Raw genomic sequence first — 25,180 nt, forward strand, 5'->3', positions numbered from 1 at the left:
TCTCATTCTGGTCAGGGGACCGCCGCTCCCCCGGAGCCGCCGTCCCGATGTCGCATGCCTCGCCACTCGCCGCTTTCGGCCGTCGCGCGGTCGCCTGGCTGCGTCGCGTCCCGATCGACGATCCGGTCGACCGCCGCAATGCGCCGGCGCTGCAGGTGCTGCTGCTGTTCCTCGGCGTCGAAATTCCGCTCAACAAGGCCTATCACCTGCTCAGCGGGCATGTGACGATGACCGGTACGCGCTTGGTGGTCGATCTGGGCACCGATGCCGCGATCGCCGGCGCGGCCTGCGTCGCGGTGTGGATGATCCGGCGCGGCCTGCTCCGCGAGGGAGTCGGTGCCTTCCTGGCGATCCTGATGGCCTGCGCGGTCGCGGCCAATCTCGCCTTCGGCTACCAGCTGCAGGCCTTCGATCCCTATCCGATGATCATGCTGACGATCGCGGCGCTGGTGATCGGCCGGCGCGCGCTGTGGATCGTCTACGCCTGCATCCCGCTGGTGTTCGCACTGGGCATGGCCAGCCCGTGGGGGCTGGACGCCGGGCGCAGCGGCCATGCGTTCCAGAACCTGCCGTCATTGGCTTTCAGCTATCTGATGATCGCGCTGGTGCTCGACCGGACCGTGGCCGCACTGCGCGAAACGCTGCGGCGTGCGCAGCGCAGTGCGCAGCAACTGCGCGAGCAGATGGTCGAGCGCGAGCACATGCGCGAGCGCATGCTGCATCTGCAGAAAATCGAGTCGGTGGGCCACCTGGCCAGCGGCGTCTCGCATGATTTCAACAATGTGCTCGGCGCGATCGTCGGCTACACCGCCGAGCGGCACCGGCTGGACGAGTTCGATTTCGACCCCGAGCCCGATGCGCGTCGCCTGGGCGCGGCGCTGGAGGGCATCGAACTGGCCGCCCAGCGTGGCATCGCGCTGAGCCGCAAGCTGCTCAGCTTCAGCCGCCGCGAGCTGGCCGTGCCGGCGCGTTTCGACGCGGCACGCGCGCTGGCCGAGCTGGCACCGATGCTGCGGCAGCTGTTCGATGGCCGAGTCGAGGTGGTGCTCGAGCTGCCGCCGGCGCCGGTGCCGGTGTTTCTCGATCGCAGCCAGCTGGACCTGGTGATGCTCAACTTCGCGGCCAATGCGCGCGACGCGATGCCCGGCGGTGGCCGCTTCGAGATCGCGTTGCGCGCCATCGGCGATGGCCGCGCACGCATCGTCGTCGCCGATACCGGCCACGGCATGACGCCGGAGGTGATGCGCCAGGCATTCGAGCCGTTCTTCACCACCAAGCCGGCGGGCGAAGGCACGGGGCTGGGGCTGGCGGTGGCGTGGGAAATGGCCTGCGAGGCGGGTGGCACGCTGCACGTGGACAGTGCGCCGGGCAGCGGCACGCGGTTCACGCTGGATCTGCCGCAGGTGGACTGAGCGCTCAGCCGGCCGGGCGCAGCACGTAGCCTTCGCCGCGCACCGCGTCCAGTGGCAGCGGCAGGCCGGTGCGCGTGAGCACCTTGCGCCGCAGCCGGTGCAGGAGCACGTCGAGCCGATGCGGGTCGCTGCCGCTCTCGTCGCGCGCGCGGCCGGGCACAGCGCCCAGGATGGCCTCGCGGGTCACCAGCCGCCCGGGTTGTGCCCACAGCGCGCGCAGCACATGGCGCTCGGAACCGGTCAATGCCGTCGACTGGCCATTGGGTGCGAACAGGCACCAGCCGTCGGGTTGCAGCTGCCAGCCGTCCTCGGCCCTCTGCGGGGCGCGCGCCAGGCGCCGCGCAAGGCTGAAGACCGTGGCGGCGAGGATGTCGATCTCGACCGGCTTGACCAGGTAGGCATCGGCGCCGCCGCTCAGACCGCGTAGCCGGTCGGGCGGTTCGCCGCGTCCGCTCAGGATCACCACGCCCAGATGCGGGTGCCCGGCCTGCAGCGCCTGGGTGACGGTGAAGCCGTCGCTGTCGGGCAGGCCGATGTCGAGGATCACCAGGTCGACCGGCGCCTGGGCAAGCAGTGCGGTGAGTGCGGCCGCCGTGCGCAGCGGCCGCACATCGAGTCCGTGCCGGCGCAGGCCGGGGACCAGGATGCGCTCGCGCAGGACGTCGTCGTCCTCGAGCAGGGCGACGCACAGCGGGCGAGCACTGTCGGCTGGGGTTGGGGACATGGCGGTCGGCGGGACGGAAGGTGCGATCGCGGCGGTCCGGGACAACGAGCAACGGGGCCGCGGCGCGTGGCCGCGGCGTCGCCATCTTGGGTCGACGCCGCTGGACTGGCAAGCGCGGCAGCAGCGCGTGGCGGGCGAGAGGCCACAGCGCGGTTGTGTGCGCACACGTCACGAAAACTATCGTCTGAAGATCGTGTGAGCGACTTTTCCGCATGTCTGCATCGCGCACACTTCGGGCGGCAATCTGCGGGAGGGCCGATGCGCAGCAAACTGTTCGTGCCGGGCATGCGTCCGGACCTGTTCCAGAAGGCCTGGTCCGGCCCCGCCGATGCGGTGTCGTTCGACCTGGAGGACGCCGTGGCGCCGACGCGCAAGGCCGAGGCCCGCGCCGCGGTCGCCGCATTTCTGCGCCAACATGCCTCGCGCGATCGCGTGCGTCCGAGCTCGACGCCGCTGGCGATCGTGCGCGTCAACGCGCCCGACACCGCCGATTTCGAGGCCGATCTCGCCGCAGTGCTGCCGGTCGCGCCGGACCTGATCAACCTGCCCAAGGTGGACTCGGCCCAGGCGCTGTGCGCTGCGGTCGCGCGCATCGAGGCGCAGGAAGCGGCGTTGCCGGCCGATCCGGCGCGGCGCGCGCCGGCGCTGCTGGTGAACATCGAGACGCCGCGCGCGCTGCGCAATGCCGCCGAGATCGCCGGCGCGCATCCGCGTGTGGCTGGGTTGCAACTGGGGTTGGGCGATCTGTTCGAGCCGGCGGGCATCCGGCGCGATGTGGCCGCGCACGTGCAGGCGGTGATGCTGCAGGTGGCGCTGGCCGCGGGTGAGGCGGGGGTATTCGCCTGCGATGGCGCTTATGCCGATTTCCGCGACGATGTCGGGTTCGAGCACGAGGCAACGATGGCGCAGCAGTTGGGATTCATCGGCAAGAGCTGCATCCACCCGCGACAGGTGCCGTTGGCGCACGCGGTGTTCTCGGTCGACGCGCGGGCGCAGGCCGACGCGCGCCGGATCGTCGAGGCGGCGCAGGCCGCGCGCGCGCAGGGCTTGGGCGTGTGCGTGGTCGAGGGCCGCATGATCGATGCGCCGTATCTCAAGCGCGCCGAGCGCGTGCTGGCGCAGGTGGAACGCGATGCGGCGCGCTGACCGCATGGGGCGGCGTCCGGGGCTGCTGGCCGTGCTGCTGGCGCTGCTGGCCGCGTTCGCCGTGCTGCCGGTGCAGGCCGAGAGCCTGGCCTCGGTCGATGCGACGTCGCTGACGGCGCTGCCCGAAGGCGCGCGCGCGCAGGCGTTGTTGACGCTCGGCGAGCGACCGCTGGCGATCGCGGGCCACCGCGCGTGGCGTTATGACGGCGAGGGCGCGGACGGTCGCTGGCAGGCGATGGCATTGCCGGCCGGGGTGTCGGTGGCGCGGCTGCAGGCGTCGACGCCCGACGGCGCCGCGGCGCACCTGTTGCTGGGCGATGGCGGCATGGCCCGGGAGGCCGCGACGCTGGCGCAGGTGTCGGGCGCATTGGTCGTGCAGCCGTTGCCGCCGTTGCCCGAGCCGCTCGCCCATGCCCGCCTGGCGGTGCTGGCCGGGGTGCTGTACGCCGCCGGCCTGGACGCCGACGGCCAGGCGCGGTTCTTCGCGCTGTCGCGCACCACGCCCGGTGCCGGCTGGATCGCACAGGCGCCGTGGCTGCATGGCAGCGCGCCGTCGTCGCTGGTGGCGCAGAAGTTCGCGCTGTACCTGACCGCGGTCGACGGCCATATCCGGCAATGGACGCCCGCCGAGGGCTGGCAGGACCGCGGCGCGCTGCCCGGCGCGGTGGTGGACGGCTCGGCCCAGCCGATCGGCCAGGCGCATGTGCTGTACCTGCTGCGGCCGGCGCCGGGCGCGCAGCCGGCGCTGCAGACCTTCCACACCATCACCGGATCCTGGGCGGTGTTGCCGACCACGCTCGACGGCGAGGCGCGCCTGGCCGCGGGCTGGCGCAGTGGCCTGGTCTGGGCGTCGGCGGACGGGGGCCTGCACGCGGCGCAGTTGCGCTCGGGCAAGCACCTGCTGCACTGGCTGGACTGGGTGGTGATCGTGGTCTATCTGGTCGCGATGCTCGGCATCGGCGGCTACTTCTACCTCAAGGACCAGACCGCGTCGGAGTCGGACTTCTTCATGGGCGGGCGCAGCATCCCGTTCTGGGTGGCCGGCGTGAGCCTGTACGCGACCAATACCAGTTCGATCAGCTTCATCGCGATCCCGGCCAAGGCCTACGAGACCAACTGGCAGTACCTGACCAACAACCTCATCGCGGTCCTGGGCCTGATGTTCGTCGCGGTATGGATCGTGCCGTTGCTGCGCCGGCTGGACCTGATGTCGGTGTTCTCGTACCTGGAGACGCGCTTCCACCCCGCGATCCGGATGCTGGCCAGCGCGCTGGCGATCGCGATGCAGGTCGGCAGCCGCTTGAGCGTGATCCTGTTCCTGCCGGCGCTGGCGATCGCGACGATCACCGGCATCCCGGTGGTGTGGAGCATCATGATCATGGGGGTGTTCACGATCATCTACACCGCGATGGGCGGCATGCGCGCGGTGGTGTGGACGGATTTCGTGCAGGTGTTCGTGAAGATGGGGGGCGCGGTCTTCGCGATCATCTTCATCCTCGTGTCGCTGGGCAGCGACCTGGACGCGGTGCGCGAGGCGGTCGCGATCGAACACAAGACCAAGCTGCTGGATTTCAGCTTCGACCTGACCAAGGCCACGGTCTGGGGCTTCATCTTCCTGGTCGTGTTCGACGTGGTGCTGACCTTCCCCAAGGACCAGGTGCTGATGCAGCGCACGCTGGCGACCAGTTCGGACAAGGAGGCGGGCCGCTCGATCTGGGTGTTCGCCGCGATCATGATTCCCGGCGGTTTCGTGTTCTACAGCATCGGCACCGCGCTGTGGATGTACTACCGCCAGAACCCCGAGCGGCTCGACCCGCTGCTGCCGATCGATGCGACCTTCCCGCTGTTCATCGCCGCCGAGCTGCCGGTGGGGGTGACCGGCCTGATCATCGCCGGCATCTTCGCCGCGGCGATGTCGACGCTGTCGAGCATCATCAACAGCGTCGCCACGTTGCTGTCGGTGGATTTCTATTCGCGGCTGGCCAAGGCGCCGACCGAGAAGGGCAGCGTGCGTTTCGCCGAATGGATGACGGTGGTGGTCGGGTTGACCGGCATGGGCCTGGCGCTGGTGCTCTCGCGCTACGACATCCATTCGCTGTTCGACGTGTCGATCGAGCTGGCCGGCCTGCTCGGTGGCGGCTTCGCCGGCGCCTACACGCTGGGCATGTTCACGCGGCGCGCGAACTCGCCGGGGGTCGCGATCGGCATTGGCGGCAGCATCGCGCTGACCTTGCTGGCCTGGTCGTTCGACCTGGTGCACCCGTATTTCTATCTCGGCATCTCGATCATGCTGTGCATCGTGATCGGCTACGTGGCCAGCCTGTTCTTCGCCCCGCCGACGCGCTCGCTCGAGGGGCTGACCATCCATACCCGCAAGGCCGACGCCTGAACCGGCGGGCGTCCGCGCGCGTCCAGGCCCTTGGGCGGGGGCGCCCGCGGCGGCGGTACAGGTAGGCTGGCGCGTCGCCGTCGACGCCCCCCAGGACCGCGCCCTTGGACACCCAGTTCCTCAGTACCTTCGTGCACGTGGTCGACCGCGGTTCGATGGCCGCCGCCGCGCGCTACCTCAACATCACCCCGGCCGCCGTCGCCCAGCAGATCCGCACGCTCGAGCGCGAGCTGGGCGCGCCGTTGATCGCCCGCGCCGGGCGCACGGTCTGCGTGACCGAGCCGGGCGCGCGGATCCTGCAGCGTGCCCGCGACCTGCTGCGCGACGTGGCCGACCTGCGCAGCGTCGCCAACGACCGGGCGCTGTCGGGCGAGCTGCGCCTGGGCGCCTGCCCGACCGCGCTGGCCGGCATGCTGCCCGATGTGCTGGCGCGCATGGTCAATGTGCTGCCGCAGATCAACGTCTTCATCAAGCCAGGCTATTCGGCCGAGCTCTACGCCGAGGTCGAGCGCGGCGACCTGGACGCGGCAATCGTGCTGCAGGCGCCGTTCGCGCTGCCCAAGACCTGCGACTGGGAGGTGCTGCGCGAAGAACCGCTGATCGTGCTCGCGCCGCAGCACCAGGCCCATCGCGATCCGCATGCGCTGCTGGCCGAGGAGCCGCTGATCCGCTACGACCGCCATCAATGGGGCGGGCGCCAGGCCGACGACTACCTGCGTCGGGTCGGCATCGTGCCGCGCGAGCGCTTCGAGCTCAACGCGCTCAACGCGATCGCGGTCATGGTCGACCGCGGCCTGGGCGTGTCGCTGGTGCCCGACTGGCAGCAGCCGTGGCCGGCCGGGCTGCGGCTGGCGCGGCTGCCGTTGCCCGAACCGACCGAGCCCCGGCGCATCGGCATCGTGTGGTCGACCGCCAGCGTGCGCAGCCGGCTGGTCGGCGCGCTGCGCGAACAGTGCCGCACCGTGTCCCAGGCGCCGACGCGCGATGAGGGCACGGTCTCGGAGTGAAGGAAATGTTGCGGCGCAACACATATTTGCTTGCCTCGTAAGCAATAAAAACTTCGCTTTGAACATACGTGCAGGCGATTCATCGGCGTTGCGCCGGCGCCTAGTCTCTGTGGCCACCGGAGGACGCATCGCGCCGCCGGTTCCACAGCCTCCAGGCCGCCGCCGGCATGCCCGGCCGCCACGCACTCCTTCAGAGACTTCGACATGATCAAGCCGCTTTCCGCCGCGATCGCCTGCATCCTGCTGCTGCCTGCCGCCGCCTGGGCGCAGCAGGCCGACGACGCCGACGAGCGCACCCGCGACCGCGATGCCGTGAACCTGGACCGCATGGTCGTGACCGGCACGCGCGTGGCCACCTCGATCGACAAGATCCCCGGCGCGATCAGCCTGGTGTCGCAGGAGCAGGTCGCCCACACGCTGGCGCTGACCGAGGACGCGACCGCGGTGCTGGCGCGCACGGTGCCCGGCTACGCCGAGTCCTCGCAGGCGATGAGCAACTCGGGCGAGACGCTGCGCGGCCGCATTGCGCTGCGCCTGTTCGACGGCATCCCGCAGGGCTCGCCGCTGCGCGAGGGCAACCGCAACGGCACGTTCACCGACATGGGCCTGGTCGGGCGCATCGAGGTCATCAACGGCCCGTCCGCGTCCGAGGGCATCGGCGCGGCCGGCGGCATCATCAACTACATCTCCAAGGTGCCGACGGCTGAAGGCCACGAGACCACGGTGATCTCGCGCTACTCGACCCAGTCGGGCAGCGACAGCGCGGGCTGGAAGCTGGGCGTCAACCACGCCTACAAGAGCGACGACTTCGATGCGTTGCTCAGCGCCTCTTACATCGACCGTGGCATCTCCTACGACGGCAATGGCCGCCGCATCGGCATGAACACCAGTGGTTCGCTGGCCGATTCGGAGTCGCGCAACCTCTACGCCAAGCTGGGCGCCAACTTCGGCGAGGGCGGCGTGCAGCGCCTGCAACTGAGCCTGAGCGACTTCCGCATCGAGGGCAAAGGCAACTACAAGCAGGTCGAAGGCTGCCGCTACGACCCGGTCGACTGCCCGATCCCGAGCACCAATACCTCCGAGCGCGGCCAGATCGCGGGCTCGCTGACCGAGTTCAACGACTTCCAGCAGGCGGCGCTCAACTACAGCCACGGCGATCTGTTCGGCGGCACGTTCACCGCCGACGTCTACTGGGCCGACCAGGCCATGCGCTACCTGCCCGAGGACGGGGACGACCGCCAGTTGGTGAAGGTCGATGCCAGCTTCGACGAGAGCAAGCGTATCTACGACCAGTCGGAGATCGTGTCCAAGAAGCGCGGCCTGCGTACCGGCTGGACCCGCGGCGACCTGTTCGGCGTGCCGGGCCTGCAACTGCGCACCGGCATCGACGTGGTCAAGGACGAGGCCGCGCAGCGGCTGGCGCTGACCAACCGCGTGTGGGTGCCGCCGATGGAGTACAGCAGCGTCGCGCCGTACGCGCAGCTGACCTGGGACGTGGGCCCGGTGACGCTCAGCGGCGGCCTGCGCCGCGAGGACGGTGAGCTGCATGTCGACAGCTACACCACCACCGCCTATCGCAACAGCGTGTTCGTGAAGGGTGGCGGGCTGGAATACACCGAGACGATGAAGAACCTCGGCGCGATCTGGCGCATCACCGATGCCTGGTCCATGTTCGCGTCCTACGGCGAGGGCTTCGGCCTGGCCAACATCGGCATCCCGCTGCGCAACATCAATGTGCCGGGCCAGTCGGTCGATCGCATCGCCGATCTGGACCCGATCATCGTCACCAACAAGGAAGTCGGCTTCAACTGGCGCGGCGACTCGGCGGCGTTCGGCGCGTCCTACTACGACTCCAAGTCGCCGTTCGGCTCGACGCTGTCGGTCGATCCGGTCAGCAACGACTTCGTGATGGCGCGCGCACCGGTGCGCATCCGCGGCTTCGAGGCCAACGGCGAGTACCGCTTCAACCCGCAGTGGAAGATCTCGGGCATCTATTCGCGGATTCGCGGCAAGACCGCGTTCTGGGCCGAGGCGCCCAACGGCAGCTACGGCGCCGGCGGCCTCAACAAGCCGATGGGCGTGCTCGATGCCAACCCCGACAAGCTCGCGGTCTCGGTGACCTGGAACTTCGCCCCCGATGCCGACCTGACGCTGGGCGCGACCAAGCTCTTCGATCGCCATCTGTCGGGCAGCGACGTGCGCGAGTACGACGGCAAGGCCTTCAGCTACGAAGAGAACACCAAGGGCTATACGCTGGTCGATCTGGGCGTGAACTACGACACCGGCCGCTACGGCAAGCTCACGCTCGGCATCGAGAACCTGTTCGACAAGCAGTACATCCTCAGCTGGTCGCAGGTCCCGGGTTGGCAGAACTACTGGGCCGGTCGCGGGCGCATGGTGTCGCTCACCCATACGATTGCGTTCTGATCGAACGCGAGCGGGTGCAAGTCATGCGGGACGTGCGGGTGCAGCAGGACACCAGGCGGCGGCCAGTCGCCGGCGCGCGACGCGGCGTCGCCTGGGTGGCCGCACTGGCGCTGCTGGCGGCGATCGCGCCGGCCTGGGCCATTGAGGACGCCGCGCCCCAGGGGGTGCGCTGGCAGCCGCTGGATCGCTTTCTCGACGCCGCCGTGGCCGATGCCGGCTACGTCGGCGTGGTGGCGACGGTGTGGCAGGACGGCCGGCCGCCGCATACCCACGTTGCCGGCCATCTGGATCTGGCGCAGCGCAGGCCGATGCGCGCCGATGCGATCTTCCGCATCTACTCGATGACCAAGCCGGTGGTGTCGGTCGCGGTGCTGATGCTCTGCGACGAGGGCCGGATCGGCCTGGACGACGACATCGCCCGGCACCTGCCCGAGTTCGCCGGCCTGCGCGTGCTCGCGGCCGACGGCACGCGACGTGCGCCAGCGCGCGCGCTGACCATCCGCCATCTGCTGACCCACACCAGCGGGATCGCGATCGGCGATGGTCCGGCGCTGCAGCTGCGCGAGGCGGCCGATCTGCACGGCGCGCCCGATCTCGCCGGTTACGTGCAGCGGCTGGCGGCGTTGCCGCTGCAGCACGATCCGGGCACGACGTTCGCCTACGACGGCGCGGCGACCGAGGTGCTGGCGCGGCTGGTCGAGGTGGTGTCGGGGCAATCGCTGGATACGTTCCTGCGGACGCGCATCTTCGAGCCGCTGGGCATGCCCGACACCGGGTTCGCGGTGCCGGCCGATGCGCGCGCGCGCGTGGTCGACATCACCACGATGGGCGACGACGGCCGCCTGCGCCTGGCCGACGGCCCCAGCGCGACGAGTCCCGGCGCGCCGCTCAATCCCTACACCAGTGGCGCCGGCGGGCTGTACTCGACCGCGGCCGATTACCTGCGGCTGTGCCGCATGCTGCTGGGCGGTGGCGCGCTCGACGGCCGTCGCTATCTGCGCGAAGCGACGGTCGCGGCGATGCTGCGCAACCAGCTCGGCCACCTGGCGCAGCCGCATACGCAGTTCAGCCCGGCCGAAGGCTTCGGCCTGGGCCTGGCGGTGCAACTCGACCCGGCCGCGCGTGGGCGTCTCGGTGCGCCGGGCCAGGTCGGCTGGTCGGGCGCGGCCTCGACGCACTTCGTCATCGACCCGGCGCAGCACGCGATCGCGATCCTGCTCGCCCAGCATCTGCCGCGCGAGGTCCCAGGCGACCTGCCGCGACTGGCGATCCCGTTCTACAACCTCGTCCAGCAAGGGCTTTGATATGAGTGAGTCGCCGGCCGCCGCTGCGGTCCTCGTCGCCGGTTCGGCCAACCTCGATTTCGTCGTGCGCGCTGCGCACATTCCGGCGCCCGGCGAGACCGTGCTCGGCCGCGATTTTGGCACCTTCCCGGGCGGCAAGGGCGCCAACCAGGCGGTCGCGGCCGCGCGCGCGGGCGGCGCGCCGACCCGGATGCTGCTGGCGCTGGGCGACGATGCGCATGCCCGCCCGCTGGAGGATTCGCTGCGCGCGGCCGGCGTGTCGCTGGACATCCGCCGCCAGGTCGCGCTGCCGACCGGCGTGGCGTTCATCTGCCTGGCCGATGGCGCCGAGAACGCGATCACCGTCGCGCCGGGCGCGAACGCCGCGCTCGCGCCCGGCGACCTGCCCGCGCTCGACGGTGTGGGCCATCTGCTGCTGCAGCTCGAGACGCCGCTCGACAGCGTGGCCGCGTACGCGGCGCGCGCCCAGGCGGCCGGTGTGCGCGTGGTGCTCAACGCCGCGCCGGCGCAAGCGCTGCCCGAGGCCTTGCTTCGCCTGGTCGACGTGCTGGTGGTCAACGAGGGCGAACTGGCGACGCTTGTCGGCGAGGACGGCGACCTCGCCGCCGCGCTCGCGCGCCTGCCGGTGCCGTGCGCGGTGGTGACCCTGGGCGCGGCCGGTTGCCTGGCGCGCGAAGGCGACGCGTTGCATCTGCAGCCGGCGTTTCCGGTCGAGGCGGTGGACACCACCGGCGCCGGCGACACCTTCTGCGGCGCGCTGGTCGCCGCGCTCGCCCGTGGCGACACCTTGCCGGCCGCGCTGCGCGACGCGGCCGCCGCCTCGGCGCTGGCCTGCAGCGCGCTCGGCGCGCAGGCGAGCGTGCCGGCCCGTGCGCAGGTCCAGGCACTGCTGGCCGGCAACGGCGATGCACACGGCCGCGCCGCCCTGGCCGCACGCTGCGGCCTGGCGCCCTGATCCCCCTTTCATGACGAGATGCCCCCGATGACCGCCTCCCCCTACGAGACGCTCGACGACGCCGAGCAGGCCGACCACGGCCCCGCGCCGCTGCGCAGCGAGTACAAGTTCTCCCACGTCACCACCGGCCGCTACCTGCCCACACCGGGCAAGGCGCCCGGCTGGCCGTTCGCCGACATCGGCGGCTGGATGATCGACGCCAACGAAAGCGCCGCCGACTGGCTGGCCGAACTGCGCGACTGGCGCCGCGAGCATCTGGTGCGGATCGGCTACGACGACGCCAACTACCGCCGGCCCGAACTGCTGTGGGCGCAGCGCAATTTCGTGCACGCGCAGATGATGGTCGAGGACCGTTACTTCTACGATGCCGAGCGCGCCGAGTACACGGTCGACCGCTATCTCGACGATCTGATCGCGCGCTTTGGCGGCATCGATTCGGTGCTGATCTGGTACGTGTATCCCAACATCGGCATCGACGACCGCAACCAGTTCGACCTGGCGCACGACCTGCCCGGCGGGCTCGACGGCCTGCGGCGCGCGGTGCAGGCGTTCCAGGCGCGCGGGGTGCGGGTGTTCCTGCCCGCCAAGCCCTGGGACCACGGCACCCGCGACCCGGGCACCAGCCACTGGGAGGGCCTTGCTGAGATCGTCGCGGCGGTCGGCGCCGATGGCATCAACGGCGACACCTTCAATGGCGTGCCGCGCGCGTTCCTCGACGCCTGCGAGCGCCACGGCCGACCGGTCGTGTTGCAGCCCGAATCGACGATCAGCTCCGAAGAACAGCTGATCTGGAACGTCCAGAGTTGGGGCAAGAAGGCCCCCGACGGTCCGGTGCCGCCGGTGTCGAAATGGAAGTGGCTCGAGCCGCGGCACATGGTCAACTACGAGAACCGCTGGGGCCGCGACCGCACGCACGACCTGCAGTACTGCTTCTTCAACGGCATCGGCTACAACGCCTGGGAGAACATCTGGGGCATCTGGAACCAGTTCACCCCGCGCAATGCCGAAGTGCTGCGGCGCATCGCGACGATCTACCGTGCGTTCCCCGAGCTGGTGGTGAGCCTGGACTGGGCGCCGTACCAGCCCTGCCTGCAACGCGGCGTGTTCGCCAGCCGCTTCCCCGGCGCGCACCGCACGCTGTGGACGCTGATCAACCGCCACGAGTACCCGATCGACGGCGAGCAGCTCGCGCTGCCGCACATCGACGGCACCCGCTACTACGACCTGTGGCGCGGACAGCCGATCGCCCCGCGCCTCATCGACGGTGAGGCAGTGATCGAGCTGCCGCTCGAAGGGCGTGGTTTCGGCGCGCTGCTGGCGCTGGCACCGGGCGCCGACAGCGACGGCCTCGACGCGATTCTGGCCACGCTCGCCGCGCAGGCGCGCACGCCGATCGGCGCGCACTCGGCCACCTGGCAGGCGTTGCCGCAGGCGATCGTCGACGTGGCGCCGACCGCGCCGCGGGCCGCCGCGCCCGAGGGCATGGTGACGATCCCAGGTGGCGAGTTCCTGTTCCGTGTCGGCGGCGTCGAGATCGAGGGCTTCGACTGGTCAGGCCTGGACGTGCAGTACCCGTGGGAAGCGTGCCCGCGCCGGCACCATCGCCGCCGCATGACGCTGGCCACGTTCCACATCGACCGCCATCCGGTGACCAACGCGCAGTTCGCGCGGTTCCTGGCCGACAGCGGTTACGCGCCGCGCGATGCGCATAATTTCCTGCGGCACTGGGTCGACGGCGCACCGCGCCCGGGATGGGCGCACAAGCCGGTGACCTGGGTGTCGCTGGAGGACGCACGCGCGTACGCGCAGTGGGCCGGCAAGCGCCTGCCGCGCGAATGGGAATGGCAGTACGCCGCCCAGGGCCACGACGGCCGTCGCTATCCCTGGGGCGACACCTGGCACGACACCTGCGTGCCGCGGGTCAACCGCGGTCGCCGCCTGCTGCCGCCGGCCGACGTCGGTGCGCATCCGCAGGGCGCCTCGCCGTTCGGGGTCGAGGACCTGATCGGCCACGTCTGGCAATGGACCGATGAGTACATCGACACCCACACGCGTGCGGCGATCCTGCGCGGCGGCAGCAGCTACCAGCCGCAGACCTCGCACTGGTACTTCCCGCAGGCCTACCGGCTCGACCAGCACGGCAAGTACCTGCTGATGGCGCCGGGCAAGGACCGCTCGGGCACGGTGGGCTTCCGTTGCGTGGTCGATGCGGAGCGCCCCCATGGCTGAGGCGCTGGACATCGCCGCTGGCGACGCGCAGCGTCCGCCAGCGCCCGCCCAGGTGCGGTTGCGCGGGCTGCTGGGCGCGGCGCTGGACGCCAATCGCCGCGGTCGGCTGTCGCATTTCGTCACCGGGCCCGACAGCCCGGCGATCGCGATCTTCGATCCGGCGCATCGCGCCGGCAACGAAGAGGGCGACTGGTACGGCGAGCACGCCGGCAAGTGGCTGGCGGCCGCGGCCAAGGCCGCCGCGCGCAGCGGCGACGCCGCGCTCGAGGCGAGCGTGCGCGCCGTCGCCACGTACCTGGCCCAGGTGCAGGAAGACGATGGGTACCTCGGCACCTACGCGCCGCACCGGCGCTTCATGGTGCCGCAGCCGCCCAAGCCCGAGAGCTGGAACGGCGAGCCGGCACTGCGCACCTGGGACGTGTGGACCCACGCCTACTTGCTGCTGGGCTTGCTCGAGGTACACCGGCGGTTCCCGCAGGCGGGTGCGCTGGAGACCGCGCGCCGGATCGGCCTGCTGTGCTGGCGCACGTTCTGCATCGAAGGGCTGGACATCACCACGGTCGGCAACCACCACGGCATGTCGGCGACGGTGCTGCTCGATCCGGTCATGGACCTGCACGCCGCGACCGGCGACGCGCGGTTCCTCGAATTGGCCCGGCGCATCCTCGCCCAGGCCGATGCCAACCCGCGGCTGGCATTGCTCGAGCGCGCGCTGGCCGGCGCCGATCCATCGGAGATCGCCACCGGCAAGGCCTACCAGCTGTGCTGGAACCTGGTCGGGCTGGCGAAGCTGGCGCGTGCGAGCGGCGATCCGCGCCATCGCCAGGCGCTCGATGCGCAGTGGCAGGCGATCCGCGACCACCACCTGAGCCTGGGCGGCGGCCCGTTCGGTGGCATCGGCCACCGCTCGCGCGAGGTGTTCAATCCTGCGTTCGTGTTCGACCCGCAGGCGTACGTCGAGACCTGCTCGATCCTGGCCTGGCTGCAGCTCAACCGCGAACTGCTGGCGATCACCGGGCAGGCGCGCTATGCCGAGGAGATCGAGCGCACCGCCTACAACGACCTGCTCGGCGCGCAGGCGCCCGACGGCGAGGGCTGGTGCTACTACTCCTACGCCAACGGCCGCCGCATCCATACCAACTACTGGCGCTGCTGCAAGTCCAGCGGCGCGATGGCGATCGAGGAATTGCCGGCAGTGGCGTACGCGACCGATGCCGAGGGCCTCGTCGTCAATCTGCTCGGGCCGGGCGAGGCGACGTGTACGCTGCCCGGGGCGGGCGAGGTGACCGTCGTGCAGGACACGCGCTATCCGTTCGAAGGCGACATCGGCCTGCAACTGCGCCTGGCGCAGCCGGCGCATTTCGCGCTGCGCGTGCGCATTCCCGCCTGGGCGCAGGGTGCGACCCTCACCGTTGCCGGTGAGTCGTGGCCCGAACCGCTGGTTGTCGGCGACTACGTGCGCATCGAACGCACCTGGGCCAGCGGCGACAGTGTCGCGCTGACCCTGCCGCTGCGCCCGCGGGTGCATCGCCGCGTCTACCGCAACGTGCAGGAATCGCGCGCGCCCGACGGCTCGCCGGTGCGCCAGCAGGTGCTGCGCCAGGACTACATCGCCTTCGGTCGTGGGCCGTTGGTCTATGCGACCGGGCTGATCGACGGCTATCGCACCGCCGAGACCGTGCGCCTGCCCGATGACGATGCACAGATCCGGATCGAGGAACTGCCGCCTGCGGGCGATGGCGAGGCGGTGGGCCTGCGGCTGCATCTGGCCGAGCGTGCGCCGATCGATTTCGCGCCCTACTACGGCATCGGCGAGCGCCGTGACCGCATCTGGCGCACCACTTGGCTCGGGCTGGCGCCGTCGCACGACGGTGCCTACGCTGGCGATTGCGGCGCGCTCTGAACGATGCGTGCGATGCGCAAACAAGTTTCTGTGGCGGGAGAACATAGGCCGGGCGCATGGCTCGCGGCGCATGCGTCGCGCAGACTGCCCCGGACCTGCGCTGTCGCGTTGAATGGATATCGGACGAGATGACGGATTCCCCTTTCGCCCATGGTCGCGCTGGCGCGCCCGGCCCGTTGAGCGGCGTTCGCGTACTCGACCTGAGTGCCTACATCGCCGGCCCCTACGGCTGCGCGCTGCTGGCCGACCAGGGCGCGGACGTGATCAAGGTCGAGCCGCCGGATGGCGACAACCTGCGCAACTACCCCTCCACGCTGGCCGCCGAGAGCCGGGCGTTCCTGGGCATCAATCGCAGCAAGCGCGGCGTCACCCTCAACCTCAAGGCCGACGACGACCGCGCGGTGCTCTACCGGCTGGTGCGCGAGGCCGACGTGCTGGTGCACAACTTCCGGCCCGGCGTGCCGGAGCGGTTGGCGATCGATTTCCCGACACTGTCGGCGATGAACCCGCGGCTGATCTACTGCGCGGTCACCGGCTACGGGGAGACCGGCCCGTTGAAGGACAAGGCCGGTTACGACCAGGTGCTGCAGACGATGACCGGTATCTGCACCCTGCAGGGCAAGCGCGGCGGGCCGCCGGAGCTGGTCTACGGCTCGGTGGTGGACTACTACGCGGCAGCGCTGTTGGCGGCCGGGGTGTCGTCGGCGCTGTACGAGCGTGAGCGCAGTGGCGAAGGCCAGTTCGTCGGCGTCTCGCTGCTGCGCAGCGCGCTGGCGATGCAGTCCGCACGCATGGTCTGGGCCGAGGGCGAAGCGCTCGACATCGGCCGCGACATGCGCTCGGGCGGGGTGACCGGGCTGCATCCCACGCGTGCGGGCTGGCTCTACATTTCGGCCAATACACCGCGGTTCTGGCAGGCGCTGTGTGCGCTGACCGGGCTCGAGGCGCTGGCCGCCGATCCGCGCTACGACACTGTGCGCAAGCGTGCCGAGCATGCGGACGACATCCTGCCGCAGTTGCACGCGGCGCTGGCCGCGCGCGATGCGGTGGACTGGGAGGCGCATTTCGGCGATGCCGTGCCGTGCGCGGCCGCGCGTGCGGTCGAGGACATGTTCGAACATCCGCAGGTGCTGGCCGAGGGCATCGTCAGCACGATCGCGCATCCGACCCTGGGCAGCTACCGCGGCGTCGCCCAGACGATCCGCTTCGGCCGCACGCCGGGGCCTGCCCCATTTGCCGCGCCCACGCTGGGCCAGCATTCCGAGGCGGTCAGGGTGGCCCTGGGCGCCGTGGGACGCGACAATGGCGATTCCGCCTGAGCGGCGGTCCACGTCCCAACCCGAGGTGTTCATGTCCGCTGCCGCATCCAAGCTCGACCAACTGCGCACGATGTCCGTCGTCGTCGCCGATACCGGCGATGCCGACGCGATCGCGCGGCTCAAGCCGGTCGACTGCACGACCAACCCGACGCTGGTGCGCAAGGCGCTGGACCTGCCGATCTACGCCGAGCTGATCGAGCATGAGCTCGAGCGCGCGCGCGGGCTCGACGGCGATGCCGACGCGGTGGTCCGCCAGGTCGTCGACCGCCTGACGATCGGCGTCGGCCGCAAGCTCGCCGGCCTGGTGCCGGGCCGGGTGTCGACTGAGGTCGATGCCGACCTGTCGCACGACACCGAGGCCACGCTCGCCAAGGCGCGCCAGTTCATCGACATGTACGAGGACGCCGGTGTCGGCCGCGATCGCGTGCTGATCAAGATCGCCGCGACCTGGGAAGGTATCCGCGCCGCGCAGCAGCTGCAGCGCGAGGATATCGACTGCAACCTCACGCTGATCTTCAACCGCAGCCAGGCGATCGCCTGCGCCGAGGCCGGCGTGTTCCTGATCTCGCCGTTCGTCGGCCGCATCCTCGACTGGCACGTCGCGCGCGGCGAGGTGCCGGCGACGATCGACGACGATCCGGGCGTGCGTTTCGTGCGCGATGTCTATGCTGGGTTCAAGCGTCGCGGCTCGCCGACGGTGGTCATGGGCGCCTCGTTCCGCTCGACCGCGCAGATCGAAGCGCTGGCCGGCTGCGACCGGCTGACGATCTCGCCCGACCTGCTCGAAGCGCTGGATGCCGAGCACGGCCCGCTGGCGCGCGCGCTGACGCCGGGCAAGGGCGATGGCCGGATCGACCCGCCGGTCGACGCCGAACGCTTCGCGCGTGATCTCAAGGCCGATCCGATGGCCGACGAGAAGCTGCGCGACGGTATCGCCGCGTTCGCCAAGGATCTCGCCGCGCTGCGCCAGACGATCGCCCAGCGGCTGCAGGCCGGCTGAGATGCGCGTCCGGCGCGCCGTGGGCGTGCTGGCGGCGCTGTTGGTCGCCGGCTGTGCCGGCGGCCCGCGGTCTACTGCGGCCGCGCCGGTGGTCGTGCCCGAGCATCGCCCCGGGGCGAGCATCGGCTACCTCGATGCGCCCGGCTTCGACAGCCGCGCATTGCTGCCCGCGCCGCCGGCGCCCGATTCGGCCGCGCGGGCCCTCGATGAGGCCATCGCTGCGCGTGCGCTGGCCCTGCGCGAGACCCCGCGCTGGCGGCAGGCGGCGATCGACGCCGACCTCGACTTTCCCCAGGCGGCCGACCTCTACGCCTGCGCGCTCGGCGTGCCGATCGACACGACCCATACCCCGCATCTGGTGCGGTTGCTACGACGCAGCCTCGCCGACGCCGCGATCGACGGCCGCGCCGCCAAGCTGCACTGGCAGCGTCGCCGGCCGTTCCTGGCCAACGGCGCGCCGGTGTGTACGCCAGACGAGGTCCCGCAGCTGCGCGATAGCGGCTCGTACCCGTCGGGCCACACCGCGATCGGCTGGACCTGGGCGCTGGCGCTGACCGCCGTCGCCCCCGATCGCGCCGATCCGCTGCTGCAACGCGGACGCAGCTTCGGCGAGAGCCGACTGGTCTGCAACGTGCACTGGTACAGCGACATCGTGCAGGGGCAGGTGGTCGGCGCCGCGACCTTCGCGCGGCTGCAGGCCGAACCGGCGTTCCTGGCCGACCTGGCGGCGGCGCGCGACGAGGTCGCCGCCCAACGTGCGCGCGGCGCCCGGCCCGAGGGCTGCGACGCGCAGACCGCCGCGTTGCGCCTGTCGCCGCTGCCGGCCGCCGACGATCGCTGAGGCCGGCGAGCTGCGCGACAATGGCCGCGCGATGAGTACGACACCTGTCCCAGACCCCGATCCGCGGCCCGAACCGCCCGAGGCCCCGCTGCCGAGCGACTGCTGCGACAGCGGCTGCCCGATCTGCGTCTACGACCTGCACGCCGATGCGATGGCCGACTACCGCGCCCGGCTGGCCGCGTGGCGCGTGCGCCATCCTGGGGTCGACTGACGCGCGCGGCCGGGTTTACGCGACCGCTGCGAAGCGCGCGGCGTGCCGGTCCAGGAACGCGTTGGCTTCGGCGCGCAGCCAGGCGCCGACGGCGGCGACGGCCGGTGTGTGCGTGGTACCGGGCGCGGCCAGCAGGCGGAAGTCGTGGCCGTCGAGCGCGGGGCCGAACGGGGCCCGCAGCACGCCGTCTTCCAGGGCGTCGGCGACCAGGGCGACGCTCGCCAGTGCGATGCCCTGGCCGGCGATCGCGGCCTGGATGGCATGCGCTTCGTCGGAGAAGCCGAGTTCGCCGCCGTGCGTGTCCGGCAGGCCGGCCGTTCGGCACCAGCGCGGCCAGTCGGGGGTGTGGGCGTCCTGCAGTCGCCAGGCGTAGCGCAGCCGCGGCACGGTCGCCAGCGCCGTCGGGCCGGCCAGCGCCAGGCCGGGGGTGCAGACCGGAATGAAACGTCCAGGCAGCAGCGGCCAGGTTTCGACCTGCGGAGCCGGTGCGGGGCCGTAGCGGATCGCCAGCTCCGTGCCGCCGGCGGCCAGCCGGACCGGGTCGTCGGCCGCGTGCAGGTGCAGATCGACTTCGGGCGCGGCCGCAGCGAGCGCCGGCAGGCGTGGCAACAGCCAGCGGGCGGCGAAGCCCCGGGTCGTGCTCAGCGTGACCGCGGGGCGGCGCGTCTGCCGTTGCAGGTCGGCGACGGCGGTGGCGATGCCATCGAAGCCGCCGCGCACGCTCGGGTACAGGCGTTGCCCAGCCTCGGTCAGCCGCACCTGGCGTACTTGGCGTGCGAACAGCCGCAGGCCCAGCCAGTCCTCGAGCTGGCGGATGCGGTGGCTGACCGCGGTGGGCGTGAGCGACAGTTCTTCGGCTGCGGCCTTGAAGCTCTGGCGTCGGGCGGCGGCCTCGAACGCGCGCAGTGCGCTCAGCGGTGGCAGGCGGGCGGGGCGATCGTGCATGAGCGCAATTCATCCATCGGACGAGAAAACATCGTTTGTCGGGCTCTGGGCCGGCGCCAATCATGCCGGAGCGCCGCAGTGCGCATTCTCTCCCAGCTTCGCCAGGTGAATCATGCTCAGCTTGCTCCATCTCGACGGCAGTGCCCGTCCCGGTTGTTCGGGCGAGGTCCCGCACGGCTCCCATACCCGCCGGCTCGGCGCCCGTTTCGTCGCGCGCTGGCAACAGCGGCGCCCCGGTGATCGCATCGTCTATCGCGATCTCGCCCTGACGCCGCCGACCCATGTCGACGGACGCTGGATCCATGCTGCGTTCACGCCGCTGGCGCAGCGCACGCCGTGGATGATCGAGCGGCTGTCCGAGAGCGATGCGCTGATCGATGAGCTGCTCGGCAGCCCGCTCGTGGTGATGGGGGTGCCGATGTACAACTTCGGTATGCCCGCGCCGGTCAAGGCCTGGATCGACAACATCGTGCGCGTGGGCCGCACCTTCGGTTTCGATCGCGCGCGCGCCGGTGCGCCGTACTGGCCGATGCTGGCCGGTCAGGGCCGCCGCGCCGTGCTGCTGGGTGCGCGCGGCGATCACGACTATGACCCCGGTGGTCGCAACGCCGGCGACAACCTGGTCGAGCAGGGCGTGATGACGCCGCTGCGCTACATGGGCATCACCGACGTCGACCGGGTCGCGGTGGAATACGACGAGTTCGCCGATGCCCGGCTCGCGGCCTCGATCGCGCGCGCCGAGGCCGCGGTCGATGCGCTGGTCGATCGCCTTGCCGACCAGGCCGATGCGCGGGAGACGGCCGCCGCGGCCACGCCCGCTTGACCGCCCGTGCGGCCGGGGCTACCGTGTCGCCGCCAAGGTTCATCTCTTCATGCGAATGAAGCGATGATTAAAAGGGAAGCCGGTGCGCCGCATGGCGGCAATTCCGGCGCTGCCCCGCAGCGGTAACTGGAAACGACCCCCGTCAACGCACTGGCGCCCGTCCGGGCCGGGAAGCGACGGGCAGTAGGCCCACCACCTCGCAGGTGGCCCGTCCATGAGCCCGAAGACCTGCCTTGGCCGTGCGCACCGACAGGCGCGCACGTACGACCTGGGGCCTCCGCGGGGAGGTGCACGGGCATCGCGCCGCGCACGTCGCGGCCGGTCCCGCACGTCCGCACGCAGGCTCCGGTTCGCCCGAGGGGGCGAAGGTCGGCCGTGTGGCAGGCGGGCGCGCGCAGGCGCGGTGCACGCCATGCGGACCCTTCGTTCCTCAATCCCACGCATTGAGGACGCATCCACCATGACCGGCATCACCAATCTCGGCTTTCCCCGCATCGGCCGCAAACGCGAGCTCAAGCGCGCCGTCGAACGTCACTGGCGCGGCGAGGCCGACGCCGCGCAGTTGCAGGCAGTGGCGCGCGACCTGCGCCTGCGCCATTGGCGCCTGCAGCGCGAGGCCGGCGTCGCCACGCCGCCGAGCAACGACTTCTCGCTCTACGACCAGGTGCTCGACGCCGCCTTCGGCTTCGACGCGATCCCCGAGCGCTACCGCGCGCTGGCCGATGCCGATCCGCTGGCCGGTTACTTCGCGCTGGCGCGGGGTCATCAGCAGGACGGCATCGACCTGCATGCGCTGGAGATGACCAAGTGGTTCGACACCAATTACCACTACCTGGTGCCCGAACTGCAGGCCGGCCAGCGCTTCGCGCTGCGCGACGACAAGCCGGTGCGCGAGTACCTGGAAGCCAAGGCCGAGGGGATCGAGACCCGGCCGGTGCTGCTCGGGCCGGTCACGCTGCTGTGGCTGTCGAAGACCGTCGACGGCAGCGATCGCTTCGCGCTGCTCGATGCGCTGCTGCCGGTGTACGCCGAGTTGCTGGCACGCCTGCACGCCGCCGGCGCGGCCTGGGTGCAGATCGACGAGCCGGCGCTGGTGCTCGACCTCGACCCCGCGGTGCGCGCGGCCTTTGATCGGGCCTACGCCACGCTGGCGCAGGGCGCGCGGCCGAAGCTGCTGCTGGCGACCTACTTCGGCGCGCTGGACGACAACCTGCCGTTGGCCGCGTCCTTGCCGGTCGACGGCCTGCATGTCGATCTGGTGCGCGGGCGCGAACAACTCGATGCGGTGCTCGGCGCGCTGCCGGCCGGGCGCACGTTGTCGTTGGGGCTCGTCGACGGCCGCAACATCTGGCGCACGCGGTTGGACGATGCGCTGGTGCTGGCGCGCTACGCGATCGATGCGCGCGGCGACGATGCGGTCTGGCTGGCGCCGTCGTGCTCGCTGCTGCATGTGCCGGTGGACCTGGCGGGCGAGACCGCGCTGGATGACGAACTGCGTGGCTGGCTGGCCTTCGCCCGGCAGAAACTCGATGAACTGCGCCTGCTGGCCGAGGCGCTGGCCGATCCCGATGCCGCCGAGCCGGCGCTGGCCAAGGCGCGCGATGCGATCGCCGCGCGGCGCGCCTCGCCCCGCGTGCAGCGGCCGGAGGTCGCCGCGAGGGTGGCTGCACTCGACGCGTCCGCGTCGCGTCGCGCGACGCCCTATGCCGCGCGTCGGACCGCGCAGGATGCGCTGCGCCCGCTGCCGCTGTGGCCCACGACCACGATCGGCTCGTTCCCGCAGACGTTCGAGGTCCGGGAGGCGCGTGCAGCGCACAAGTCCGGCAAGCTGAGCCAGGCCGACTACGATGCGTTCATCGCCGACCAGATCGCGCAGTGCGTGCGCGTGCAGGAAGACCTCGGGCTGGATGTGCTGGTGCACGGCGAGTTCGAGCGCAACGACATGGTCGAGTACTTCGGCGAGCAGCTCGATGGCTTCGCGTTCACCAAGAACGGTTGGGTGCAGAGCTACGGCTCGCGCTGCGTGAAGCCGCCGGTGATCTACGGCGATGTCGCCCGCCCCGCGCCGATGACCGTGCGCTGGTCGCGCTACGCGCAGTCGCTGACCCCGCGGCCGATGAAGGGCATGCTGACCGGCCCGGTGACAGTGCTGCAATGGTCGTTCGTGCGCGACGACCAGTCGCGTGCCGATACCTGCCGGCAGATCGCACTGGCCTTGCGCGACGAGGTGACCGACCTGGAGGCGGCCGGCATCGGCGTGATCCAGATCGACGAACCGGCGCTGCGCGAGGGCCTGCCGCTGCGGCGCGCCGATTGGGCGGCGTATCTGGACTGGGCGGTCGAGAGCTTCCGCATCAGCGCCTCGGGCGTGGCCGACACCACCCAGATCCACACCCACATGTGCTACTCGGAGTTCAACGACATCATCGAGGCGGTCGCGGCGATGGACGCCGACGTGATCTCGATCGAGACCTCACGCTCGCGCATGGAATTGCTCGAGGCCTTCGTGCGGTTCCGCTATCCCAACGGCATCGGCCCGGGCGTCTACGACATCCATTCTCCGCGCGTGCCCGATGTCGAGGAGATGACCGCGTTGCTGCGCCGGGCGGCCGAGTCGATTCCGGTCGCCCAGCTGTGGGTCAATCCCGATTGCGGGCTCAAGACGCGCGGTTGGCCGGAAACACGCGCGGCGCTGTCAGCGCTGGTCGCGGCGGCGCGCACGCTGCGTGCGCATGCCGATCGCGGCCGGACCGAGGCGGCCCCCGCCGTGCCGGCCTGACCGCACTGGCCGATGCCGGATGTCGCGACGCGGCCGTCAGCGCCGGCCGACGTCGCGGCGCCCGGCATCGCCGGTCGCCCGCTGGGCCGGGTCGCGGCGCAGTTGCAGGCGGCCGGGCGTGCTGGCGTCGGCCACGATCGGATAGGCCTCGCACAGCGCCCCGACGAAGGCCAACGGCGCATCGCTGCGGAACACACCGGTCACGCGCAGCTCTGTCAGCGACGCGTCCTCGATGACGATCCGCTCGTGGCTGTAGCGGTTGAACTCGGCCACGACCTCGGCCAGCGTCGCGTCCTCGAACACCAGCCGGCCCGACAGCCAGGCCGGCGCGGCGAGCTTGCGCAAGGTGCCGATCTGCGGCGTGTCGAGATCGCGGCTGAGCCGCGCGGTCTGGCCGGCGACCAGGCCCAGCAACGGGGCAGGCCGGCCGTTGCTGCCGCCATCGAGCGGCAGCAGCACGACCTCGCCTTGGATCAGGGCGACGTCCAGCGTATCGGCGCGGCGATTCAACTCGAACTCGGTGCCGACCACGCGCAGGCCGCCGTGCGTGGTGTGCACCGTCAGTGGCCGGCGCTCGCGGGCGACGCGGAAGAACGCGCGGCCGCGGTCGAGGACCACCGTGCGTGCGCGCGGCCCGAAGGCGACGTGCAACCGGCTGTCGGTGTCCAGGCTGATGCGGGTGCCGTCCTCGAGCGTCAGCTCGCGGCGCTCGCCCACACCGGTGGCGTAGACACGCTCGGTCGGCGCGGCCGGCACCAGCAGCTGCCAGGCGCCGAGCAGCGCGAGGGCGAGGGTGGCGGCCAGACCTGCGGCGACCGGCCAGCGACGGCGGGCGCGCGGGCGGGGCGCGCGCTGGGGCGCCGCGACGGCGTCCAGGCGGCGTGCGATCTCGGGATGCGGCGCGTGCGTGCCCAGCCCGGTCCACAACTGCTCCAGCCGCTCGTAGGCGGCGCGATGGCGCGGGTCGGCGTCGATCCACGCCTGCCAGGCGCGCAGGTCGGTGCCGTGCACGTCGTCGGCGCGCAGGCGCGCAAACCACGCGGCTGCGCGGCGCCGGATCGGATCGCCGCCTTCGATCAGCTCGAGCTCAGGCTTCATGCCTCGTCCAGGGTCGCATCCAGGTGCATCAGGGCCCGCATCATGTGTTTCTCCACCGCGCTCACGCTGATGCCGAGCCGCTTGGCGACGGCGCTGTAGGTCAGCCCATCATATCGCTGCAGCAAGAAGACCTCGCGGCAGCGCGGCGGCAACGCATCGAGCGCCTGCAGAAACCGTTGCAGACGCGCCTTGTCTGCGTAGACGCATTCGCACGACGGCTCCTCACTCTGCCAGGCCGCGGCGACCGCCTCGATCGGCACATGATCGGACTTGCGATGGCTGCGGTCGCGGCGAAAGCGGTCGCGCAGCAGATTGGAGGCGATGCGCATCACGAACGCCTCGACGTTCGCCAATCCGGCCAGACGGGGGGCGGGCTGTTGGCTCAGGCGCGCCAGCGTGTCCTGGGTCAGGTCCTCGGCGTCCTCCGTGCTCGTCAGGTGCCGCGAAAAATAGCGCAGCAACGCCGGCCGGTACTGCTGGGCCAGACGGGTGACGTTCCGCTCGTCCGGGTGCCGCAGGGCAGCCTCGGACGCCTTGCCGGGGGCGGGCGCAGTCATCGGTGTCGGGGGAGGAGAAGACGGGGTGTCGCCCTTCGAACCCTATGTGAGCGGCGCGTGATGAGCAAGCTGAGGAATTGTGACCGGCGTGCGTCTGCATCGTGGACAGGG

The 25,180-nt window shown here is 71.1% G+C and carries 19 protein-coding genes and 1 riboswitch; of the genes, 15 read left to right on the plus strand and 4 right to left on the minus strand.

The annotated features are described in order from the left end of the window. Window positions 1–47: 47 nt before the first annotated feature. Window positions 48–1,412: an ATP-binding protein gene (locus tag ABE505_RS11650; protein WP_346444472.1), complete on the plus strand. Its 1,365-nt coding sequence runs from the start codon at window positions 48–50 to the stop codon at window positions 1,410–1,412. 4 nt (window positions 1,413–1,416) lie between these two features. Here ABE505_RS11650 and ABE505_RS11655 read toward each other — a convergent pair whose 3' ends face one another. Further along, entirely contained in the window at window positions 1,417–2,136 is a 720-nt protein-coding gene (locus ABE505_RS11655; protein WP_346444470.1) for a response regulator transcription factor, read from the minus strand. A gap of 258 nt (window positions 2,137–2,394) precedes the next feature. Here ABE505_RS11655 and ABE505_RS11660 point away from each other — a divergent pair, with 258 nt between their 5' ends. The 12 genes from ABE505_RS11660 to ABE505_RS11715 all read left to right on the plus strand — a co-directional run bounded on the left by ABE505_RS11660 (window position 2,395) and on the right by ABE505_RS11715 (window position 18,867). Next, the gene (locus ABE505_RS11660) at window positions 2,395–3,282 is read left to right on the plus strand and encodes a CoA ester lyase (protein ID WP_346444468.1); all 888 of its coding nucleotides are present in this window, start codon (window positions 2,395–2,397) and stop codon (window positions 3,280–3,282) included. Continuing rightward, window positions 3,269–5,671 carry a sodium:solute symporter gene (locus ABE505_RS11665; RefSeq protein ID WP_346444466.1) on the plus strand — a complete coding sequence of 801 codons (2,403 nt, stop codon included), beginning with the start codon at window positions 3,269–3,271 and terminating at the stop codon, window positions 5,669–5,671. The genes ABE505_RS11660 and ABE505_RS11665 overlap by 14 nt, the downstream gene beginning before the upstream one ends. A 104-nt stretch (window positions 5,672–5,775) precedes the next feature. Continuing rightward, window positions 5,776–6,678 carry a LysR family transcriptional regulator gene (locus ABE505_RS11670; protein WP_346444464.1) on the plus strand — a complete coding sequence of 301 codons (903 nt, stop codon included), beginning with the start codon at window positions 5,776–5,778 and terminating at the stop codon, window positions 6,676–6,678. A gap of 204 nt (window positions 6,679–6,882) precedes the next feature. Further along, a complete protein-coding gene (locus tag ABE505_RS11675; protein ID WP_346444462.1) occupies window positions 6,883–9,105 on the plus strand; it encodes a TonB-dependent receptor in 2,223 nt (740 codons plus the stop codon). Between the two features lie 23 nt (window positions 9,106–9,128). Continuing rightward, window positions 9,129–10,409, plus strand: coding sequence for a serine hydrolase domain-containing protein (locus tag ABE505_RS11680; protein WP_346444461.1), 1,281 nt, complete (start codon window positions 9,129–9,131; stop codon window positions 10,407–10,409). 1 nt (window position 10,410) lies between these two features. Further along, the gene (locus ABE505_RS11685) at window positions 10,411–11,364 is read left to right on the plus strand and encodes a PfkB family carbohydrate kinase (RefSeq protein ID WP_346444459.1); all 954 of its coding nucleotides are present in this window, start codon (window positions 10,411–10,413) and stop codon (window positions 11,362–11,364) included. A gap of 27 nt (window positions 11,365–11,391) precedes the next feature. Next, entirely contained in the window at window positions 11,392–13,593 is a 2,202-nt protein-coding gene (locus ABE505_RS11690; protein ID WP_346444457.1) for an SUMF1/EgtB/PvdO family nonheme iron enzyme, read from the plus strand. Further along, entirely contained in the window at window positions 13,586–15,496 is a 1,911-nt protein-coding gene (locus ABE505_RS11695) for a beta-L-arabinofuranosidase domain-containing protein (protein ID WP_346444456.1), read from the plus strand. Before ABE505_RS11690 ends, ABE505_RS11695 begins: the two co-directional genes overlap by 8 nt. A gap of 128 nt (window positions 15,497–15,624) precedes the next feature. Beyond that, window positions 15,625–16,815, plus strand: a complete 1,191-nt coding sequence (locus ABE505_RS11700) for a CoA transferase (protein WP_346444454.1) — start codon at window positions 15,625–15,627, stop codon at window positions 16,813–16,815. Between the two features lie 31 nt (window positions 16,816–16,846). Continuing rightward, window positions 16,847–17,815, plus strand: a complete 969-nt coding sequence (locus tag ABE505_RS11705) for a transaldolase (protein ID WP_346444452.1) — start codon at window positions 16,847–16,849, stop codon at window positions 17,813–17,815. 1 nt (window position 17,816) lies between these two features. Further along, entirely contained in the window at window positions 17,817–18,656 is an 840-nt protein-coding gene (locus ABE505_RS11710) for a phosphatase PAP2 family protein (protein WP_346444451.1), read from the plus strand. A gap of 31 nt (window positions 18,657–18,687) precedes the next feature. Continuing rightward, window positions 18,688–18,867 carry an oxidoreductase-like domain-containing protein gene (locus ABE505_RS11715; protein WP_346444449.1) on the plus strand — a complete coding sequence of 60 codons (180 nt, stop codon included), beginning with the start codon at window positions 18,688–18,690 and terminating at the stop codon, window positions 18,865–18,867. A 15-nt stretch (window positions 18,868–18,882) separates the two neighbouring features. Here the strand turns inward: ABE505_RS11715 and ABE505_RS11720 are convergent, their stop codons facing one another. After that, on the minus strand, window positions 18,883–19,812 hold the full coding sequence (locus ABE505_RS11720; protein WP_346444447.1) for a LysR substrate-binding domain-containing protein: 930 nt from the start codon (window positions 19,810–19,812) through the stop codon (window positions 18,883–18,885). 112 nt (window positions 19,813–19,924) lie between these two features. Between ABE505_RS11720 and ABE505_RS11725 the strand changes: the two genes are divergently transcribed. After that, a complete protein-coding gene (locus ABE505_RS11725; protein WP_346444445.1) occupies window positions 19,925–20,635 on the plus strand; it encodes an NAD(P)H-dependent oxidoreductase in 711 nt (236 codons plus the stop codon). An 18-nt stretch (window positions 20,636–20,653) separates the two neighbouring features. Further along, a riboswitch (cobalamin riboswitch) is annotated at window positions 20,654–20,886 on the plus strand. Window positions 20,887–21,095: 209 nt separating this feature from the next. Further along, window positions 21,096–23,414: a 5-methyltetrahydropteroyltriglutamate--homocysteine S-methyltransferase gene (gene metE / locus ABE505_RS11730; protein ID WP_346444443.1), complete on the plus strand. Its 2,319-nt coding sequence runs from the start codon at window positions 21,096–21,098 to the stop codon at window positions 23,412–23,414. Window positions 23,415–23,450: 36 nt separating this feature from the next. Here metE and ABE505_RS11735 read toward each other — a convergent pair whose 3' ends face one another. Further along, window positions 23,451–24,512 (minus strand): FecR domain-containing protein, encoded by a 1,062-nt coding sequence (locus tag ABE505_RS11735; protein WP_346444441.1) that lies wholly within the window; start codon window positions 24,510–24,512, stop codon window positions 23,451–23,453. Next, a complete protein-coding gene (locus ABE505_RS11740; protein WP_346444440.1) occupies window positions 24,509–25,069 on the minus strand; it encodes an RNA polymerase sigma factor in 561 nt (186 codons plus the stop codon). Before ABE505_RS11740 ends, ABE505_RS11735 begins: the two co-directional genes overlap by 4 nt. Between the last annotated feature and the right edge of the window lie 111 nt (window positions 25,070–25,180).

Origin of the sequence: Luteimonas sp. TWI382 (genome assembly GCF_039674545.1) — a bacterium.
Taxonomy (GTDB): Bacteria; Pseudomonadota; Gammaproteobacteria; order Xanthomonadales; family Xanthomonadaceae; genus Luteimonas.

Coding starts and splice junctions, on each gene's coding strand:
- ABE505_RS11650 (WP_346444472.1), top strand. CDS start 48: ATGTCGCATGCCTCGCCACTCGCCGCTTTCGGCCGTCGCGCGGTCGCC.
- ABE505_RS11655 (WP_346444470.1), bottom strand. CDS start 2,136: ATGTCCCCAACCCCAGCCGACAGTGCTCGCCCGCTGTGCGTCGCCCTG.
- ABE505_RS11660 (WP_346444468.1), top strand. CDS start 2,395: ATGCGCAGCAAACTGTTCGTGCCGGGCATGCGTCCGGACCTGTTCCAG.
- ABE505_RS11665 (WP_346444466.1), top strand. CDS start 3,269: ATGCGGCGCGCTGACCGCATGGGGCGGCGTCCGGGGCTGCTGGCCGTG.
- ABE505_RS11675 (WP_346444462.1), top strand. CDS start 6,883: ATGATCAAGCCGCTTTCCGCCGCGATCGCCTGCATCCTGCTGCTGCCT.
- ABE505_RS11680 (WP_346444461.1), top strand. CDS start 9,129: ATGCGGGACGTGCGGGTGCAGCAGGACACCAGGCGGCGGCCAGTCGCC.
- ABE505_RS11685 (WP_346444459.1), top strand. CDS start 10,411: ATGAGTGAGTCGCCGGCCGCCGCTGCGGTCCTCGTCGCCGGTTCGGCC.
- ABE505_RS11690 (WP_346444457.1), top strand. CDS start 11,392: ATGACCGCCTCCCCCTACGAGACGCTCGACGACGCCGAGCAGGCCGAC.
- ABE505_RS11695 (WP_346444456.1), top strand. CDS start 13,586: ATGGCTGAGGCGCTGGACATCGCCGCTGGCGACGCGCAGCGTCCGCCA.
- ABE505_RS11700 (WP_346444454.1), top strand. CDS start 15,625: ATGACGGATTCCCCTTTCGCCCATGGTCGCGCTGGCGCGCCCGGCCCG.
- ABE505_RS11705 (WP_346444452.1), top strand. CDS start 16,847: ATGTCCGCTGCCGCATCCAAGCTCGACCAACTGCGCACGATGTCCGTC.
- ABE505_RS11710 (WP_346444451.1), top strand. CDS start 17,817: ATGCGCGTCCGGCGCGCCGTGGGCGTGCTGGCGGCGCTGTTGGTCGCC.
- ABE505_RS11715 (WP_346444449.1), top strand. CDS start 18,688: ATGAGTACGACACCTGTCCCAGACCCCGATCCGCGGCCCGAACCGCCC.
- ABE505_RS11720 (WP_346444447.1), bottom strand. CDS start 19,812: ATGCACGATCGCCCCGCCCGCCTGCCACCGCTGAGCGCACTGCGCGCG.
- ABE505_RS11725 (WP_346444445.1), top strand. CDS start 19,925: ATGCTCAGCTTGCTCCATCTCGACGGCAGTGCCCGTCCCGGTTGTTCG.
- metE (WP_346444443.1), top strand. CDS start 21,096: ATGACCGGCATCACCAATCTCGGCTTTCCCCGCATCGGCCGCAAACGC.
- ABE505_RS11735 (WP_346444441.1), bottom strand. CDS start 24,512: ATGAAGCCTGAGCTCGAGCTGATCGAAGGCGGCGATCCGATCCGGCGC.
- ABE505_RS11740 (WP_346444440.1), bottom strand. CDS start 25,069: ATGACTGCGCCCGCCCCCGGCAAGGCGTCCGAGGCTGCCCTGCGGCAC.